Genomic DNA, 19571 nt, shown 5'->3' with positions numbered 1-19571 from the left:
TTTCCAAGATTTTGTACGTCTCTATCCATTTTCGCCACCTTCATGAATTATTGGGGCATAATGGGTGTCGGTCAACACGAGATAGCAGGCCACCAAAACAGCGGGGAGCATGGCGGTCCCCCACATCATGCCGAGAGAGCCGTTCATCGTGTAGTCCAGCCAAGCGGGCGTCCACACACTGGCAATAGACATGATAAGCGAGAAACTCGTGTGCCGGGTTAAAAGAAAAAGGTAAACTGCTGTCAGGCTGCTGGCCAGGTAGAGAATGGCTGACTGAACGGCCAGCCATTGGTGCATGGCGCCTAAACCATGAAAGAGCGCCACCAAGGGCCAGAGACTGTACGTCGGATACATTCCGTTGAAGGCCTGACCGATGTTCAAGAAGCTGTTGGCGTTGACGAGTGCAGGCACTTGACCAGCACTGGTAGTCTGTTGCAAATCAAACAAGCGCATGAGGTGAAACCATGTGTCTGTCTTCCACATACTTTGGTGCAGACTGGCCCAGAAGACATAATTTGCTACGGCCAATAACGCCGGAATAATGACGATGGCCGCCCACGGTAGGGCTTTGCGAATCGCCGACTGGTGATTGGTATTTTCCATATGTGATTTTTCCTCCCCAAAACTATCACAAACAGTATTACATACTTTTGAAAGCCTTACCAGGGAAAAGTACGCAGTGGTTACGGATTGATGGCCCTTATCTGCGGTGACGAGCGTCATGCCAAGCTACAATCAATGTGGAGCCTCCATCGTTGGTTTTCAGCAACGACATGTGATTTCGGTGTCCAAGTCAAAGCAGCCGATGTCAGCAATCACGACGCCGCTCAAAAAACGACTCCCAGTATCATCAAAATTACAGCCCGCGGGGCCGGTGTCGCGCTGTTCCAACTGGATGGCGGCACATTGAAAGCAACCGGTCGTTTGCTGCCTGCAGGATCACGGTGGCGGAGTTCGAGCACCCGGCAGATCAACGGCCTCACTTTCTACCAAGTGAGTACCAACCAGTGGGTTGATGCCCGGTACGCCGTAAAAGAATAGTAATGGTATCGTTGCGACAATGGTATGAAATTGATACTGCGGCACACGTGATTTAAAAAGAAGTGGCCAGCTAACCCGCGCAGGTTGGCTGGCCACTTCTTTTCTGTTCGGATCAATGGCAGAGTTGTTGGAACACCCGGGTGATGATGGTTGTTCAATAACAGGAGGCTCAAATTTTCGTTGTTTGCGGTTAAGGAGAGATTTTATCCCCGGTGGTGTGCATCATGCCGGATGGGCATCAATGCATCGGCCGGTATGTGGCCGCTCGCTCGGAAATTGGTGACAGTTCTTTCCATGGCGGCATAATTCAGTTCTGTGCCTTGCTTATCGGCAACGTAAGCTGAGGCGTTTTCTGCCCCGATACCAAGGTGGCCGGCCGTGTCTTCCGCGTCGATGTTGGCCCCCAGGAAGATGAACTGCCAGCCGAAGCGCTGCTTCTGGCGAGTGATCATCTGGCGGATCTCGCTGGCCCGATAGTGCACGCTGCTGTTCTCGTAGCCATCGGTGATGATGACTACCAGCACTTGGTCTGCCCGTTGACCGGGGGCGGCGTATTTCTGCTGGTTGCCAACGTGATGGATGGCGGTGCCGATAGCGTCATAAAGGGCGGTGCTGCCGCCGGCGACGTAATCGTCGGCGGTCAGCGGCGGGACCTGGCGGATGGGGACCCGGTCATGGAACCAGTCGGCGTGTTCGTTGAACAGGATGGTGCTAACGAAGCAGGAGCCAGTGAGGGCTTTCTGCTTGGCCAGCAACGAATTGAAGCCGCCGATGGTGTCGGTTTCGAGGCCGGCCATGGAGCCGCTGCGGTCGAGGATGAAGATGAGTTTGGTTTGTTTAGGTGACATAGTAAGCTTCCTTTCTCACTGCTATGGTTCCAGGATACGGGAAACACGGTAGGAGAAGGTCGCTTGGCGGGCGACAATGCAGTCAGCTGCCGAGGAGCGGCTGGTGGTAGGCGAAGAGGGCCTCGTTGATGGCGTAGATGTCGTAATTGGCCTGGGTGATGAAGTACATGATGATCACGTCGGCCTTCTGGCTGGGCGACAGAACGTAGCCCGCGCGGGCAAGGAGGGCATTGGTCTCGGGCAGCGTGAGGTGCAGGGCAATGGCCAGCGCGGTGGCAGTCCGCTTGCTGGGGGCGTAATTGGTATTGGAGCGGATCTTAGAAAAGAGCCGGCGGTCCAGGTTGGCCCGCTTGTAGACCTCGGGGTCAGTGAGCTGGCGCTGGTCGATGAGGCGGAGCAGGGCGGTGGTGAAGGAGTCGTCTAGACGGGTGAGGTCGGGCGGCAGATTCAGTGAGTTGCCGGCGGGCGCAGCGAGCGGTACTGCTGGTGCAGCGCTGTTGGCAGTGGCGGCTTGATTGTACCGTCTGCGGCTGTCGGGTTGCGCTTCGACATAGTGCTGGTCGATATAGCTGGCGATGGGGCCGAGCTGCTGCTGACTGATGGCGAAGGCGGCATCGTCGAAGAGGGCGAGGTAAACGGTCAGGTCGTGGTCGGTGAGGAAGTCTTTGATGGCGGCGGTGGCCACAGCCAGGGCGGCGGCCTTGGGGTAGCCGTAGATGCCGCTGGAGATCAGCGGGAAAGCGATACTTTCGCAGTGGTGAGCCACCGCGAGTTTGAGCGACGCCGTGTAAGCCGAGGCCAGGAGGCGCTGGCTTTCTGCTGGCGCGCTGGGCTGATAGACCGGGCCGACCGCGTGGATGACATACTTGGCCGGTAGCGCGAAGCCGGGGGTGATGGCGGCTTGGCCCGTGGGGACCGGGGCGACCTGGTTGGCGGCGGCTTGCAGCTGGGCAGGGCCGGCAGCGCGGAAGATGGCGCCGGAGACCCCGCCGCCCATGGCGAGGTCAGTATTGGCGGCGTTGACAATGGCGTCGACTTTGATTTTGGTGATATCCTGGCGGATGAGGGTGAGCGGCATGGCGATTCTCCTTTGATTTGTTGAGTCAGCGTATCCTGGATAAAGAAATCGAGCCGAAAGGCCTTTGCGGTCCGGCTCGATACATTGAATAAAGTAAAGCATATTTAGCTTTTGGCCGCATCATCGGGTCTTTTTGGCTTTTCTTCAAAATCTAGCGTGAGCTGTTGCGGCCCCTTGAGGTGGTCCAGTACGCGGATGGGGATGCGGTGACTGTCTAATGCCTGACCGTAATAACGAACGGTGAAACTGTAGGTGGCCACGGAACTCACTCCTTTACGGGTGATTATACTCCGGCGCACCGGGTGTCCGCGACTAGTGGGTATCTAATCCTGCGCCTTGGCTGCGACTGCTGCCGCCTTTCTCGCCTTCACTGGTCTTTCACCACGGGTCGGCAAGATCGCCCACACGCTTCCCACGAACAGAACATACAATGGCACGAATTGAATCATGTACCGTGTGCGCCCGGCTTCGAACAGCATGAGAAAGAGGAAACTGCCCAGGAGGGAGATGACCAGCCAATCGATGGCGGCCCGGCGGGTAAACAAGCTGCCGACCAAGGCCAGGCACACGATGGCCCAGAACCAGATCCAGATGAGCTGCGCGGCCTGCCGGTAATAGCGGATGCGGCTGCCAAAGGGATAGACGAACGACTGCAGCGTTTCTGCCAGCTGACCGCTGCGGCGGGGTCCCTCTCGGTCGAGGAAGCGATCGCCGCCTTCTTCACCCCAGCTGTACGTGCCGTCCTGGGTGGTGGCGGCCATTTTCACTGCCGCGAACCGCCGGTAGCCGTTCCAGCCCATACTGGCGATGCGCTGTTCCCAGATATGAAAGTCGGACGCGCTGCGCTGTTGGGGATTCTTGATTGACCGGGTGTGGTCCGCATCGGATTGGTTGAATTGCCCCGTGCCTTTGGCGCCAATCATCAGGTAGTGGCTGGCGGGGGTGGCCATCGCCCGGTGAATGGTCACCAGCGGCTGGACCGCGTTGACGGCCTGGAAGCCGCCATACCCAACGGCCAGGCCGAGGACGGCGACACCGGCAGCCAGCAGCGGCTGCCGCCCCGCTTTTCTCCACGGCACCAGACGCAGCAGCACAATGGGGACGGCCGCAATCAGGAAGACGATGGCCGAGGCCTTCATCTCGTAGCTGATCACAGCGAACAGACCGAGGAGGAAGCCGGCAATCAGCCGGGTCCGCCGGTGGGCCGTGCCGATCAGCGTGACGCCGCAATAGAGTGCGGCCGCCAGGGGCAGGAGGACGAAGGTATCGGTGTAAGGGACGATGACCCAGGGCGTGATGCCGATGAGCAGCAGCCACAGCAGATACCCCACCAGCGCCGCCTCCCGGCTGAACAGCTTGCTCAGCGTCAGCAGGAGCAGCACGCCCGCGCCGGCGATCCCGAAGGCATTGACCACCGCCAGGCCGGTCCACGACAAGGGCCGGCCGAAGAGATTCATGACGCCCTGAACTGTGCGGTAGAGATACAGCAGCAACAGGTTGTTGGGATTGTAAGAAAAGTAATTCTGCCACTGACCGGTCAGACTGGCCCGGTTGGCCAGCCAATTGTACACCGCCCACGGGTCCCAGCCGCTGATGGACGTGGCGGTGGTCAGCGCCAGCAGCAGCTGCCACAGCAAGGCGGCGCCGCCGAGGACGGCGACCAGCGGCCAGAACCAGCGCCGCGGCAGGGGCCGGAACTTCAGTAACACTCCCAGGCCGGTCACCAGGAGCAGGACGATGATCATGAGCAGCGTCAGCTTCCCGCTCACCGCGTTCTGGTGCTGCAGCTCACCCCAGTAGCGGACGGCCGCCGTCAGGGCCCAGACGGCATAGATGCCAACCGTGCCCGTCAGCAGGACCTTAACGACCCAATAAAGGATCAGACCAAGTTTCTTCATTCAATGATTCACCCTCGCCATGAATTTGCCCTTGGTGTGGCTGTTCGCTGACCGGAAGAAAAGTGGTCGTGAACCGCCTCCGCAAGGCATCACGCTGATTATCCACGGCGGCTAGGCAGTAGGTGCCTATCGCGGGCAGGACTGATTGCGGGCAATAAAAAATGCCGCGGCACTGATCATTCAGTATCGCAGCACGGGGCTGGGGAAATATTCACTTAGCTTAGTCGGTCGCCGCGTTTTGGGCAAACCGGTAATACCATTTCTGCCAATCCTCCCACTGGAGGTAAGCGGACGCCCGATTCGTCATCAGGATGGCGGCGGTTTGGCCGTCCTTGGCCATGGCGAACACGACTTCCTGGTTGTTTTTCACCCCATGGGAAACATAGTAGTCGGCAAAGTTGTACGCACCGCCGCCGTAGACACCATTACTGGAGTTCCGCAGCGTCTTGACTTGAGCGGCGGACAACAGCTTGCCGTCCACCGTGGCTTTCTCGATCTGATAAAGCGCGTTGGAGGTGGCGTAGATATTGCCGGTCCCCAGTTCGCTGTGCATGTCGGCCAGCGTTTGGGCGACTGGCTGGGCGTACAGGCCGGCGTTGGGCTTCGTGCCGTAACTGACGGTCTCGCTGGGCTGTTCGATCATGTGCCACTGGAAGCCGGCATCATTGGCCTTCAGTCCCAGCGGTGCGAAGATCCGCTGGTTCACAACCTGCTCGTAACTCTGATGGGTCAGCTGCTCGACGATCCCGGCCAGCAGGGTGAAATTGACCGGCTGATAATCCCGGTGGCCCAGCTTGGCGGGGTTAAACGTGACCCGTTGGAGGACGTAGGCCAGCAGCTGATTGTCTGTGAGGACCGTCTTAGGCGCCGGCGCGGTGTACGCCAGCCCGGAGGCCATATTGAGCATGTGCCGCAGGGTAATGCCGTCACTGGCCGGAATCTGGGGATAGTATAGATGTAAATTATCGGTATATTTGGCCTGGCCGGACGCAATCAGCTGGGCGATGAGCACGGCGGTAATCGATTTTTGGACCGAGCCGATTTGGTACAAGGAAGCGGCAGTGTTTTTGCGCTTGGTCACGGCATCGGCGTACCCATACCCCTTGTTCAGAATGATTTGGCCATGCTGCACCAGGAGCACGGTACCAATGAATTGCTCGGCCTGCAGTTTCTTATTCAAGGCGGCTTCTGATGCCGGTGTGAGCCGGTCGATATTGGTGTTTTGCGGCGCCGGGATTGCGGACGTGGCCGTCTTGCGCAACCCTTTCGCCCGCCGCCGCAAGCTGCTGTTTTCGGCCGCGTAGTTTTTCTTCAGCACCTGCATCTCGTTCACGTGGCGCGGGCGTACCCAGCCGTAGTAAGTGGCGGTGCCGGCCGCGCCGACCAGCAGGGCACCGACCAAGAGGCCGAGAATGAAACTCGTGCGTTTTTGCATGATCCGTCTCCTTGCTTCCCTTCGGTCCCCCAGACAGCGGGGACTGTTCACGCTTTATCATAAGCGATTGCGGAAGCCTTTGGCAACGGTGGCCATTTGCCAATTCAGAGGTACGAAGTGAGAAATGGACCGGTTCAACGCGGACCGCGCCGTTCAAGGGATAATACCGGCGGTTCAAAATAACGGCCGGTCAATTAATGGACGTTCCTTTAATCGTCAAGAGACTGCACAGGAACCGCCTCTGGATTAACGGCCTAAATCAAGAATCAGGCAGCGCAACACGATACCCCCTTGGGTGTTCGGTATCAACCCCGGACGTCGCTTTCCCTCCGGTTAACGTCATTGTCGGTGAATTATGGGATAAAACCCATCGGTTCGCTTATTGGCAATGCGCCGCAATCCGTTGTCTCCGACCCAGGATGAACGTTACGGAGTGGGAATAGAAAAGTGGGATTGTGAAAGCCGTGACAGAAACTGCCGGTCGCTTTCTTGACAAATGAGGGGAAGCGTAAACTAATTGTACACAATTTACTTTGCTCGAGGCATTTCTTCACCAACTTATTGGTTGGTATAGGTCGCATTCCGCAGTAAAATTCACTTGGGAGAATAAACGGGGATTGCCCTCGGACGCTAAATACGCGTTCCGAGGAGGGCAATATGAAAAAACATTGGCAGTACATGCGTTACGTGGGCTTAGTTGGTGCGGCACTCTTAGCGGCCGCCGCCGTGACGCCCGTGACCGCCGCGCCGGCTGCGGCTGGCGACACAACAGCGCCGGTGACGCTGCGCCCAGTGGATAAGTATCTGCAGGCGGCGGCGCTGCTGAAGCAGGATCTCGGTGACTTGAGCGGCATCACGCTGTATACGCAATCGGTTGGAACTGTCGTTACGGAACCCAGCTGGGCATCATATATTGATCGCATGAAACCAGTCGATTGGGCGGGTGACGCTGATGCCGCCAACCAGTTCAATTTGGCTCTGGATGAAATTGCCAAACAATGGATCCGTCTCGCGGCCATGCGCTCCTTGGGCATTGATCCGGCCGATAAAGCGACAATCACCAGCTTCACTGCGGGCTGGCAAAAAATCCAGGACTTCGCCCAGATTCAGAAGAGCTTGGTCCTGAACTATACCGGGCAGATCAATCAGGACGCGGCACTGAGCATTCTCCAAGGCGCTAAGTTCACCCAGCTGCCCACTGATCCGGCCGCCTTCCAAGCCGCCGTCCAGCCCGTCCTGGCGAAGATGCGGCAATTTATTGAAGACACCGTAATCACCACCAATGCCAGCTATGCCCGCCAGGTCGGGAAGAAGCGCGGCATCGCCGATGCCCTGGCCAATCTGCCGGCGAAGACGGATGATCAGCTGCCCGGCATGCCGCCGGCTTTTCTCGCGGGGTACAACGAGGGCTATTACAGCACCGCGGCCAACACGTCGGCGGAGCAGCGAGCAGGGGCGGATGCGGGCCGAGCAGCCGGCGATGCCGGCGCCCCGGCAGAGGATCTCACAGAGAAATCAACGGACTACCGCCAAGCCTATCTGGCCAGTTATACCCCGGCCAAGGCGAATTATGACGCACAGTATGCGTTGGGTAAGAAAGCCGGGGAACAAGCGGGGACGGCCGGCAGCGCTTCAGCGGACCTCGACGGTGCCACGGCGGGTTATCGCGCCGGCTACACGGCGGCCTATGACTTGGCCAAGGCGGATTACGATAAGGGGACCAAAGCCGGCAGCGCCGACGGCAGTGCCGGCCGGGAGAAAGCCGACCTTTCTTCGTCTGTCAGTCCAGCTTATACCGCCGGCTATAATCAGGGTTATACGGCCGGCCAGCAAGCCATCGCTGACCAGACCGCCGGGATTGCGCTGGCCCAAAACGACAGCAGCCAGAAGAAAACGACCGATGTGACCGGCCGCAGCAACGCCTTCCAAGCCGCGTATCACGGGTTCATGGCCGGCGTGCAAGATGGTACCGCCGGGACCAGCACGGACGTGTCCCAACTGCCAGATGCTTATCAGGCTGGGTATCACGCGGGGGTGGCTGCACAGGAAGCGGACACGGCCGCTGAGGACGCGCAGGCCGGCGCTACACTGGGCATCAGCGATTCCCGCCAGGGAACAACGACGTCGTTAACGGACCGCCGCCCGGCGTTCGTCCAGGCATACAACGAGGCTCAAGCCGGTTATACGGCGGGGAAGACCGCCGACGCGGCAGCCAGTGCGCCAGCCGGGAGCAGTGCCGCCTTCAGTGCCGGCTTCAAGGCGGGCCAAGCCGACGCGGCCATTCAGCCGGTTGGCCCGAGTCCAGAGGTCATCGCTCAAGATAAGAAAGCCGGTGCGGCCCAGGGGATCAGTGATCGCCAACACGGGGTAACGACGGCGCCCACCGGTCAGCGGCCCGCCTATAACCAAGCTTACGCTGATGCCCAGGATGGCTACGACGCGGGCAAGCAAGCCGGCGCCGGCGGCGTCGTTCCGAGTGATGCCAGTGACGAGTATCGGCAGGGTTTCGCCGCCGGCCAGCATGATGCGCCGGTGACACCCGTCGGCCCGACGCCGGAACAGATCGCCCAGGATATTAAAGACGGGACGGCCCAGGGTATTGAGGACATCAAGAAGAATGTCACGACGCCCCCGGCGGATCAGCGAGCCGCCTATCACCAGGCCTATACTGATGCGCAAACGGGCTATCTTGACGGCAAGAAGGCCGGTGCTGATGGCCAGGCACCGGAGAATTCTTCAGCGGCCTACCAAGCCGGCTTCACGGCCGGTCAGCATGACGTGCCGGTGACCCCGGTCGGCCCGACACCGGAACAAATTGCTCAAGACAAGAAAGCCGGCACTGCTCAGGGAATCAGTGATCGCCAAAACGGCGTGACAACGAAGCCGGCTGACCAGCGGCCCGCTTATAACCAAGCTTACGCCGATGCGCAGGAAGGCTATGACGCGGGCCAAAAAGCCGGTCAAAATGCGCCTGTGCCCAGCGGCACCAGTCCTGAATTTCAGGCCGGGTTCGTTGCGGGCCAGCATGATATCCCGGTGACACCCGTTGGACCCACGCCCGAGCAGACCGCCCAAGATGTGAAGGACGGCACTGCCCAGGGAATCACGGACAGCAAGAAGGACGTCACAACACCCCCGACTGGTCAGCGGCCGGCCTATAACCAGGCTTACGCCGATGCCCAGGCCGGTTATACAGACGGCAAGAAAGCCGGCACCGCCGGTCAGGCGCCGGGGAACGCTTCGGCCGCCTATCAAGCCGGCTTCACGGCCGGCCAGCACGATGCGGCCGTGACACCCGTTGGTCCGACCCCAGAGGAGACTGCGCAAGATGTAAAGACAGGCACCGCCCAGGGTATCGCCGACATCAAGCAGCATGTGACGACGCCCCCGACCGGCCAGCGGCCAGCTTACAATCAGGCCTACGCGGATGCCCAGGCGGGTTATACGGCGGGCAAGAAAGCCGGCAGTACGGCGACAGTTCCCAGTAACACAACGCCCGCTTACCAAGCCGGCTTTGCGGCCGGGCAGCGTGACGCTGCGCCCGCCCCGCAGCCGGCACCGAACAATGGCGGCGGCACCAACACGAACGGCGGGTATCCACCAGCACCTGCGCCGCGGCCGACGCCGTCCAACAATAATGAATCCATGAAGCCGACCATTATTCAACCAACGTTCCAGCGCTTGACCACGGTGATCTATGTCCAAACCAGCAAGGCACCGCAATACGCGTATGATCCGCAAACGGGGCGTTTTTCTCACCTGACCACGGTCGCCGCCTTACCGCTCGCATCCGCCTGGCGGACGAGCCAACGGGCAATCATGGCGGACGGCACGACGTATTATCTCGTCGGTGCCAACGGTTATCTGAGGGCAGCCGATGTGGCGACCGCCACCGTTGTGAAACGATCCGGCGTCGTGACGGTCTTTCCCGCCGGCGGCACGGACACCACCAACGCGCTGGGCGCAGATGCGGCTGTCGTGAAGCACCTAGCCGGCGGGACTAACTGGCGGTTCTTCGCCGTCGCCCGCACCGCCGATGGTACCCTGGCGTACCTGGTCGCTGACGACCAGTGGGTCACGGGGACGGCTGTGGGTGAAGTGGTGCCAGTGAAAGGCGGCATCTTCACGATTGGTGCCAAGTACACGCCGCTCCTGCGCAGCACCGGGGCGGAGATCAGCGGGACCGTGCTGAAACCACGCAGCCGCTGGCTGGTCACGGCAATCCTCCGCCGGGACGGAGAGACTCACTACCGCGTCGGTCGGGATGCTTACGTTCCCGCCAGCAGCGGTCAATACCGGGCATAATTGAACCGGTTCACAAGCGACGGGTTCCTTGGACAGCCGAGGAGCCCGTCGCTTTTCTGCGCTTATCAAGAAAATAATCGGCAGAAAAAGGCCCAAAAGTTGAGGATATGCAATTGTGGTCCGGTGGCTTCCGCCCCTGTCTATAATGAATCATATGCGGCGGGTCACGCCGCAGGATACGATCATCAATTATTATGGGGAGGAATTATTGTGAGAAAATATGGGTTCAAACGAACCTTAGTGACTGCCCTCGCAGTCGCGACACTGTTCTCGCCGGCTGCCTTGACGGCGGTCAATACGGTCACGATGACCACCAGTCAAGTGGCGGCCGCGGCGACACCGGTGATTCGGCTGAATGAGAAGAAGACACTGTGGCAGGGATTCGGTGTGAATCGACACAGTACCGGGCGGACATTGCGTGCTGGCAGTACCTGGCAAGCTACGGCTGTCGGGTATAGTAATGATGGTACGGCGTGGTATCAGGTGGCCACGAATCAATGGGTGACCGGTACGAACACGACGATGACCACTACTGGACCGCTGCCGACGCGGACCGAGGACAACGGCTACGGCCGGCCGGTGGTGCGGGTCCTGAATAAGACGGATCTGCTGAGTTATCGGACAGCTGACGCGTCCCGCACGGGCCAGACTGTGGGGCGGCTAAGCGCCTGGACAGTTACCGCGACGGTTAAAAACAACGGCGTATACTACTTCCAGGTCAGCCGGAATGCCTGGCTGCACGGAACGGGTGTCTACTTCACATCTGCTGCTTTGCGGGAGTCGATGAACAAGGCCGGAGACGGCCACGACAATTCTGGCAGCAACGGGGCCAATACCAATCCGAATGGCAATAACCAACCCAATACCGGCGGTCTCTCAATCACACTCCAAGCCCAGCTCCCGGTTCTGAAGGGGCATACGCCGCAAGCCCCGGTGGTATCTTACCTGGCCGCAGGAACTACGGTGCCGATCAAACAGATGGTCCAAGACAACGACCAGACTTACATCGATTTGGGGAACGGCGAATACATTAAGTTCCAAGCCGATTCACCGCTGAAGATCAACGGCGACCCCAGTGTGATCGAGGAGGACTCGCCCAAAGTCGACACCAGTTACGGCACAGCGGAGCAAAAGGCCTATTGGCAGAGCTTCGCCGACGCGGGGAATAACTACCTTGGTTACAAGACGACAGAGAACCGTGAAGGGCAGCCTGGACAGGTGTGGATCAGTATCAACAGTTTTCCTACCGACATTCGTCCTTATTTACAGCAAGCCATGGCCAAGTGGCGTTCTGCGCTGCAGTACGATCCGTTCGTTGATACTGGGAACGGTATCAGCTACCATGCCGAGGATAAGCCGGCAACACCGTCTTCAACACAGCCTGTCGCCAGCATGCAGGTTTACCCCGGTGACCAAGAGGGGGTATATTTCAGCGCGCGGCAGCAGTCTGATTCACTCAAGACTGTGCCAGAGCAGCTGGTTATTAACACACCTGCTTGGAATGGGTACGGCATGACGGATAGTGCCAAGGTAGTCGCCTTGACACACGAACTTGGGCATGCGTTTGGTGTTGCCCATAATACCAATGACCCAAGTGACATTATGTATCCTCGCGTCGGTGCAGATAATCAATTGAGCCGATTAGACATCGCCACGGCTCTGCGGTCACTAGGATTGTTGAAGTAATCGATTGTTAACCGGTTTTCACTGGACAGAAAAAGCGCCGTGGGCCTCCCAAACGAGGTTCACGGCGCTTTGTTTGTTAATCCTGAAACAGGAGCGGGTGCTTTTCTTACGGGTTACTTCCGATAAGCACCGTAATCGCTGCGGACATACAGATCGGTTGCCACGCGGTAGTATGTCTTACCGTTGCTCGTCTTGACGCCGGTGACCCGCCAAGCCGTTCCCGGCCGGAGGACGCGGCCGCGGACGACAACGCCATTACCGGTGAAGGTCAAGGCAGCATCGCGGCCAATCTTGAATTGGCCAGTTGCGGCGGCAGGGCGCTCAGTGGCGGCATTGGCAGACACCCACTGGTTATCGGCAACCAGATAGGCATGGGAGCCGTCGGCGTTCGTTGCGACGGCAAAGTACTTCCACGCAGTCCCTGGAGCCAAGGTCTGGACGGCTTTGCCCGTCTGGTCAGCAGCGGCATAAGTGCTTGCACCGCCGGCTGCGGTGATGGTCACCACGCCGGTCTCCTTAGCGACCTTGCTGGTGGTCACATCGCTTGCCCGCAGGTAAGAATGGGCGCCGACCAGGTAGTAGGTCTCGCCGTCTTTGACGACCGCTTTCTTCGGTGCGAGCCAACCGGAACTCATGGGTAGGGCAGGCAGAGAATCGTCTTCGGTGAAGGTGTCGGCAGCAGCGTCGTAAGTGTATTGCGGTGCTTTGCTGTTTTGTACGTACACTGCAGCGCTGCCGTTACCGTTGGTGATGAACTGGGTCTTTTGATCTGCCGGTGTCTGTTTCTTGCGCAGAACCAGAGTCTGGGTGCCGGACTGGTAGGTGGGATTACTGCTGGCAGGGACGAGTTCGTAACCGGCTGGAATTTGGCTGTTCAAGTCAGCGATGGCATCCCCCTGCTCACCGGTAAGTGTGACTGTTTTAATGACATTGCCGTCAGCGTCGACGAGGGTCAACGTGGTGGAGACTGTAGGGTGATAGGGCGGCACGTACGGGGGTACGTCTGGCGTTGTTTTCTTGATGCGGACCTTAGTCTCACCCGGTTTTACTGGAACTACATGATCGACTAGTTCATAGCCGGTTGGCACATGCGGTTCCAACTCAGTGTCCGATAAGTCGTAATCTGCCAATGCAGAGATTGGTGCCTTGCCACGACTAATACCGTTTTCGTCCACAAAATTGTAGGTACCCGTGATGACGGCATCACCGGGGTGATACATCTTGACATCGATGGTCTGGCCGTTATTCACATAAGTCTGAGGATCTTTTAACTCATTAGGGTCAATCTGCCATTTTCCAAGAAAGACAGCGCCGACGCTAGATTTTTTAGTGAAAACAGAACCAACTGGGGCTAACGTTGAACTAGTTCCAAAATCATATTTGGTACCGGTTTTGGGATCTTGGTAGTAATAGTGGAAAGTGTATTTCTTGGCAGCCACTACGTTAACCGAAATTGGCGCGCCTGTCAGTTTGTATGCTTTTGGGAGATCAGGTGAAATCACGTACCCCGCCGGCACATATTCTTCAATGTCGGTATATCCCTCTTCATCGACTGGGTGACTGTACGGTATTGTAACGGTTGGAAACGTGTCGCCAGCCGCGTCAGTAAAGGTGACGACCGTTGTTGGTCCATCATCTGGCGTATTGTTGACCGGATAAATATCAACTACTTGATCTTCGCCATTGAACACTACTTTCTTCGTATTGACTGCTCGTTCGGACGAATATGACCAGCCTTGAGGCAGGTAATTAGCACCAAGGGTCGTAAATTCTCCCGGTGCTACCTTCCAATGGCTAGGATTCGGAAGGATCTTACCTGTGTTTGCTTCTCGGAACGAAATTGTGGTCTCTTTGGGTTCGATAGAAACGGTCTGCTCTGATTGGTCAGCAGGAACGGTTTTGGGCGTCCCGTCAGATAAAACATAACCAGCAGGGATGTTTTTTGTGATATCGATGCTCGTCTCTGTCGTTTCAACTGTGAAATTGTGTTCATCCACGAGCTTTGAATTGGACAAACGGTTAACATAACGAACTTTGACGACATGTGTCTCCGGCTGTGGCACGCTGGTTCCGGGTGTGTCTGCGGCATGGACCGTGTTGGTTGATACGCCAGTTAAAAGTCCAACACTGGTAAACAGCAAAATAGCTGCCCACACTTTCCCAACTTTGTGTAACCGATAATGATTTTCCATATGCACAACTCCCCTAAAGTATTTGACATGCAGTATCGTAACGCTTTCTGACGGCATTGCGGCAAAACTTGCATATCCTCAAAAAAACGGCCCTAAATCGGCCAAAGATTTCCTAATCGGGGTTGTACTGACCCTCTGGCGGTACTTTCTTCGTTAATCCGCGGCAAACAAACAGCCGCCAGTTGCCATGACGCGGCAATCGCGGCTGCTGCTTGGTGCTGATTCAGTTAGATAAACGGTCGGCCCACACCGGCGATCCAAGACCGCTGGCTATTCACGATGGGCTGGACCATGGTCTTCGGCGGCCAGGATTCGATGACTTGGTTGTTGCCAAGGTAGATGGCCACGTGCCAAATCAAGCCGGTCCCCGGCTCGTAGTAAAAGATCAGGTCGCCGCGCTGGCGTTGAGAATAGGGTACTTTCTTCAACTGCGGGTTGGCCCAGAGGTTGCGGGACTCCCATTCGTAACCCGGTTGGGCGTGACGAATGGAGGAACTGGGCAGCGGGTTGATACCGGCGCTGTACAGGGATTGCATGACCAAACCGCTGCAGTCAGTGCCGTAACCCGGGGAGGAAGAGGCGCCGACGATATACGGGTTGCCCAGGTATTGGTAGGCGGTGCTGATCATTGCTTCAATATGCTGGGAACGGGTGCTGTTAGCGTTCGTCTTCAACGGCGCAATGTACTTGTCGATGTCGAACCAGCGCTGGTACGGGAAGCCCATGTGGGTCCAGAACTTCACGTCCACGACGCCGGTGACCGGCAAGCCCCACTGACGCTGGTAGTACTTGACCTTGTTCACGGCGGTGGCATTCATACGGGAATATGAATTGCTTAAGCCTAACCACCAGAGGGTGAACCAGGTCTTGACGCCCTCGGACCCTTCGACCAGGTTGTAGCCGACGGTGCCGGTGGGCTGGATCTGGGTGGATTGAATCTGCCAGTAAGGGCTGGGATTCTGATACGTCGAGCCGATGGTACCGGCGTTAGCGTTGATCCATTGGTTCGTGGACACCATGTACCAGGTCTGGCCATTGGTGGACTTGGCTTCCGCTGTGACCTTCCAGCGGCTCCCCTTCGGCAGCCAGCTGCCGGCGTAACTGGCCATAATGCCGTTCCAGAGCGGTGTCGCGCTGGTCAGCGTGATGGTCTTCGTCGTGCTAGTGGCGGCGTTGTGAGCCAGTTCGCCGATGTCGGCACCACTCACCCACTGGTTGGTGCCGATTTGGTACCACGTGGTCCCGTTCGCCGTGACTTTAGTCGCTGCTTTCCAGGTCGAACCGACCTTCAAGGTGGTTCCGGTGGCGGTGGCATGCGCACCAAAGCCGCTGTACAGCGGGGCAGCCTTGTTCACGCCGACGACGTAGTTCGCGGGCAGGGCGGTATAAGCGCTCTTCAGAGAAATATCAGCGCCGGAGACGAATTGATTCGGGGCGACCTGATAGAACGTTTGACCGTTAACGTCTGCTTTGCCCCAGACTTGCCAGGAAGAATTCTTCGGCAGGGTCCGGGCGACAGAGGCATTGGTGCCAAGACCGGTATAAAGCTTGGCCTGGGCAGTTTGGATGATGGCCACATCCCGGTACGGTGTGACGGTCACTGGTGCGGGTGCGATGGTGCTGCTGGAATCGCCGTCGGCTGCGGTGACCGCAGTGGCGGGACCAAGCAGCGGTCCTAAGATCAGCGCTGAAAAAGCGGTGACCATCGCGAGTTTGATGGTTTTCTTCACGATTGTGGTGCCTCCCCCAAAATGATTTCTATCTAGTACAATTCATATGATACTATAGTGAGGTGCGAAATAATACTAAAGGGTAGGGGAGTTATGAAGAAAAAATTGGTACTCTATGCAGCCGCGGTGCTGCTGGGCATCGGCAGTCTGGTAGCAGTCGGGGAGACGGCGGCACCAGCGGCCGCTGCCGATGTGAATGTGGTCACGGTGACGCGGCCGACCACCCTCTGGCAGGGATACGGGGAGAACCGGACCGCCACGGGGCGGACCTTGCCCATTAACAGCCGCTGGCAAATTGTTGACACCGCAACGGATGCGGACGGCACGACATGGTATGAAGTGGGGACCGGGGTCTGGCTCTCCTTGGCCAGTCAGTATAATCCCGCGACGCCAGTGACGTTCCCGCCGTTGAAGGTGACCCAGGTCACCACGACGTACGCGGTGCCGGGGGATATAACGACGAAGACCGGCCGGACGCTGGCTGCCGGCACCCGCTGGCAGGTCACAAACGAGCAAACCGTGGCGGACGCGGTGTGGTACCAGATCGCCACCAATACGTGGGTCTCGACAGCGGCCGCATTCAATCCGCAGCCCGCAGCGCCGACGACTTATCCCAATCTGACGCTCACTTTTGCCCACACCGTCTACGGCCAACCCGGCGGGACGGCCACTGGCCAGACGCTCAGCGCTAATTCCCGGTGGAAAGTAACGGGCCAGCAGGTGCTTAACGGCATGACCTGGTCCCAGGTCGGCCGCAATGCGTGGGTCACGGATGATCCTGCTTTCAACCGCAGTGCGTTCGCCAGTATTCGCCTCAGCCAGCCGACGATTCTGTGGACAGGTTACGGTGCGGACCGGCAATCGACCGGCCGCACCCTGGCCACTGGGTCGGCGTGGCAGGTCGTCGGCACGGCGACGGTGGACGGCGTTACCTGGTACGAAATCGGCAGTAATCAGTGGGTCACGATGGCCGCCCAAGTGAACGGCAACGATAATCACTTCAGCAATGCGACCTTAACGGTGACTGTGAATCAGCCCCAGGGGGCGACGGTATATGACACGTATCAGTCCGGCCGGCAAGCGGTGCGGACGCTGGGGTACGGTTCCCGCTGGCGTGTCAGTCAGCAGGCCGTCGCCAACGACGGGTCACTGTGGTATCAAGTCGGGACGAACCAGTGGCTGAGTGCGGCCAGCGGTATTGCTGCCGGGGTGGCCTATCCGGCCAGTGCCAGCTTGTCCGGGGTGCCGCTGATCGCCCAACGGCCGGAGCTGCCTAATGGCTGTGAGATCACCGCCGTCACGATGATGCTGCGCTATGCCGGGGCGAACGTGGACAAGATGCAGCTGGCTCGGGAGATGCCCCGCAGCAGCAATCCGAACCAAGGCTACATGGGCAATCCTTGGGACAGCACCGGCGTGACGATCTTCCCGCCGGCGTTGATGGGCTTGGTGAAGAAGTATGCCGGTAATTCGATTAACATGACCGGCATGAGCTTCGACGCCATTAAGTACCAAGTGGGTATCCGGCGGCACCCCGTGGTCGCTTGGATGACGATGCACGGCTTCCCCTACCACGCCATCGTGATCATTGGTTACGACGCCAGCGGTATCACGTATCTGGACTGCTGGACGAACCAGCAGGGGCGGATGAGCACCAGTGCGTTCATGGCGAATTGGGCCACCCAGAACCGGCGGGCCATTTCGTATTAAGCGTCTGTGATGATAAGAAAAGAAGCCTGGTGACGACGCGTCAACGCCGTTTGACCAGGCTTTTTGTATCGTGACTATTTGAGTAAACCCAACGACCGCAACGCAGTGGCAATATCCAGTTTGCTGATCTGGCCCTTGGCACTGCCCACGGGGTACATGATATCGTCCGGATCATTCGGGGTATGGGCTAACCCCAGGGCGTGGCCCAACTCATGGGTGAGCATTTCTTTCTTATCTGCCGCGGTGACCCAGGAGACGTTCCAGGCATTGCCGTTGATTGCCAGGTAGGCTGGAACGCCGCTCTTCTTGGCGGCTTCGCTGGCACTGAAGTACGTGGCGGTCTGGCTGCCGTAGTAGGGCTGCATGGAGGCCGCCCAGGCAGCGGATTCCTGAGAGCCGTCCGGACCGTGCACCAGGTGGTACTTGATCCCGGCCGTCGTCACGACGAACGGGTCGTACTGGAGGGCGGCGGCCCAATCAGTCATGGCCTGCTGCAGGGTCACCCGGAGATCAGCGGGGAAGCTGTTGACGTCGATCCACACCTCGCCGGGTTTGCCGGGCCGGTTTTCCGTGGTCTTGGCGCCTTGATAATTGTTACCGGCATTGGCGAAACTTAGCCAGTACGCTTTTTGCGCGGCTGTTCCGTAGCCGTCGTCCGGTTTGGGCGAATCCTCCGTGACCACGACCGGGTTGCCCTGGAGCGTGATGGGGGAGCCGGCATCGAAGCGCAAATATTGGTTATTGCCCAAATCGATGTAGTGCTGACCGTTGTCGATCACCAGCCGCTGAACCGTGCGCGTTGTACCGGCGGGCAAATACCCGTTGACCGGCGCGGCCGGCCCGTGGCCCAGGTAGTACGGGAGCTGCGCGGTCAGGGTGATGGTGGCCTGGGTCGTCGGGGTGGTGCCGGCGGCCTTTCTGATCATCGTCCGCAGGGTGCCGGAAGTGAAGTTAATGCCGCTGTATTGGATCCACTGGTTGGTGGCCACCTCGAGCCACGTAACGTGGTCCTTCACGACGGCTTGGGTGACGTTCCAAGCGCTGAAGGCCGGTAACGTTCTGGTTGTGGCGGTGGCTGCACCGGCACTGGGATAGACGGCCGCCCGGCTGCCCACACGGATAACCGGGCGGGTGAAGCCGTTATCTTCTGTGACGGTCGGCAGCTTGCCGTTCGCTGTGAGAACCGCGTCCTTGGCGCTGATCCACTGGCCGGCGCCAACTTGGTACCACTGGCTGCCGTCATTGGCGTAGGCCAGTGTGCTGGCCTGCCACGATGTACCAGCGGCCAACACGCGGCCGCTGTTCATTTTACTGCGGCCGTAACTGTACCACAGCACCGTGCGCTGCTTGACCCGCACCACAGCAGCCGATGTGGTTTGGGTGGTGGCCGCCGCAGCGAGTGGTGAACTGCCGCCGCTGCTGGTGGCAGCGAGGGCCGGCGGCGCCAATAAGGTGGTGAGCGCCATGACGGTTAGGAGCGTGCGCTTGAACCCGTGTTTCTTCATGTAGATCCCCCCATACGATAAATTCATTGATACCCATATTATAGGCTTTGGCGGGCGGGGAGTGTTAACCATTCGCGCTGGTCGCCTGGCAGTGGGGCTGGGGTGCCGAGACCGCAGCCGGCGCGGGGCCAAAGACGGCAACA

The 19571-nt window shown here is 58.7% G+C and carries 13 protein-coding genes; 4 read left to right on the top strand and 9 right to left on the bottom strand.

Features of this window, described 5'->3' with window-relative positions:
* Positions 1-21 precede the first annotated feature (21 nt).
* On the bottom strand, positions 22-603 hold the full coding sequence (locus tag L248_RS10495; protein ID WP_022530195.1) for a hypothetical protein: 582 nt from the start codon (positions 601-603) through the stop codon (positions 22-24).
* Positions 604-690: 87 nt separating this feature from the next.
* Here L248_RS10495 and L248_RS10490 point away from each other — a divergent pair, with 87 nt between their 5' ends.
* A complete protein-coding gene (locus L248_RS10490; RefSeq protein WP_155828638.1) occupies positions 691-1041 on the top strand; it encodes a hypothetical protein in 351 nt (116 codons plus the stop codon).
* Between the two features lie 203 nt (positions 1042-1244).
* On the opposite strand, the gene L248_RS10485 is transcribed toward L248_RS10490, so the two are convergent.
* The 5 genes from L248_RS10485 to L248_RS10470 form a co-directional block, all read right to left on the bottom strand.
* Positions 1245-1889 carry a vWA domain-containing protein gene (locus tag L248_RS10485; RefSeq protein ID WP_022530193.1) on the bottom strand — a complete coding sequence of 215 codons (645 nt, stop codon included), beginning with the start codon at positions 1887-1889 and terminating at the stop codon, positions 1245-1247.
* Between the two features lie 82 nt (positions 1890-1971).
* A complete protein-coding gene (locus tag L248_RS10480; RefSeq protein WP_040536281.1) occupies positions 1972-2967 on the bottom strand; it encodes a macro domain-containing protein in 996 nt (331 codons plus the stop codon).
* Positions 2968-3071: 104 nt separating this feature from the next.
* A complete protein-coding gene (locus tag L248_RS15905) occupies positions 3072-3227 on the bottom strand; it encodes a hypothetical protein (protein WP_155828637.1) in 156 nt (51 codons plus the stop codon).
* 63 nt (positions 3228-3290) lie between these two features.
* Positions 3291-4865 carry a glycosyltransferase family protein gene (locus L248_RS10475; protein WP_022530190.1) on the bottom strand — a complete coding sequence of 525 codons (1575 nt, stop codon included), beginning with the start codon at positions 4863-4865 and terminating at the stop codon, positions 3291-3293.
* 220 nt (positions 4866-5085) lie between these two features.
* Positions 5086-6300 carry a serine hydrolase domain-containing protein gene (locus tag L248_RS10470; RefSeq protein WP_022530189.1) on the bottom strand — a complete coding sequence of 405 codons (1215 nt, stop codon included), beginning with the start codon at positions 6298-6300 and terminating at the stop codon, positions 5086-5088.
* 657 nt (positions 6301-6957) lie between these two features.
* On the opposite strand from L248_RS10470, the gene L248_RS10465 reads away from it, so the two are divergent.
* Together L248_RS10465 and L248_RS10460 are read left to right on the top strand one after the other, a co-directional pair.
* Positions 6958-10605 carry a hypothetical protein gene (locus L248_RS10465; protein WP_022530187.1) on the top strand — a complete coding sequence of 1216 codons (3648 nt, stop codon included), beginning with the start codon at positions 6958-6960 and terminating at the stop codon, positions 10603-10605.
* Positions 10606-10815: 210 nt separating this feature from the next.
* Positions 10816-12291: a zinc metalloprotease gene (locus L248_RS10460; RefSeq protein WP_155828636.1), complete on the top strand. Its 1476-nt coding sequence runs from the start codon at positions 10816-10818 to the stop codon at positions 12289-12291.
* Between the two features lie 113 nt (positions 12292-12404).
* Here the strand turns inward: L248_RS10460 and L248_RS10455 are convergent, their stop codons facing one another.
* Positions 12405-14483, bottom strand: a complete 2079-nt coding sequence (locus L248_RS10455) for a KxYKxGKxW signal peptide domain-containing protein (protein ID WP_022530185.1) — start codon at positions 14481-14483, stop codon at positions 12405-12407.
* A gap of 227 nt (positions 14484-14710) precedes the next feature.
* A complete protein-coding gene (locus L248_RS10450) occupies positions 14711-16213 on the bottom strand; it encodes an SLAP domain-containing protein (RefSeq protein WP_022530184.1) in 1503 nt (500 codons plus the stop codon).
* Positions 16214-16306: 93 nt separating this feature from the next.
* Between L248_RS10450 and L248_RS15320 the strand changes: the two genes are divergently transcribed.
* Positions 16307-17923 carry a C39 family peptidase gene (locus L248_RS15320; RefSeq protein WP_022530183.1) on the top strand — a complete coding sequence of 539 codons (1617 nt, stop codon included), beginning with the start codon at positions 16307-16309 and terminating at the stop codon, positions 17921-17923.
* 74 nt (positions 17924-17997) lie between these two features.
* Here the strand turns inward: L248_RS15320 and L248_RS10440 are convergent, their stop codons facing one another.
* A complete protein-coding gene (locus L248_RS10440; RefSeq protein WP_040536271.1) occupies positions 17998-19428 on the bottom strand; it encodes a matrixin family metalloprotease in 1431 nt (476 codons plus the stop codon).
* Between the last annotated feature and the right edge of the window lie 143 nt (positions 19429-19571).

It is taken from the genome of Schleiferilactobacillus shenzhenensis LY-73, assembly GCF_000469325.1.
GTDB classification, from domain to species: Bacteria; Bacillota; Bacilli; order Lactobacillales; family Lactobacillaceae; genus Schleiferilactobacillus; species Schleiferilactobacillus shenzhenensis.
Note: the sequence above shows the minus strand (reverse complement) of the source record. Positions and strands in the feature narration are given on the sequence as shown.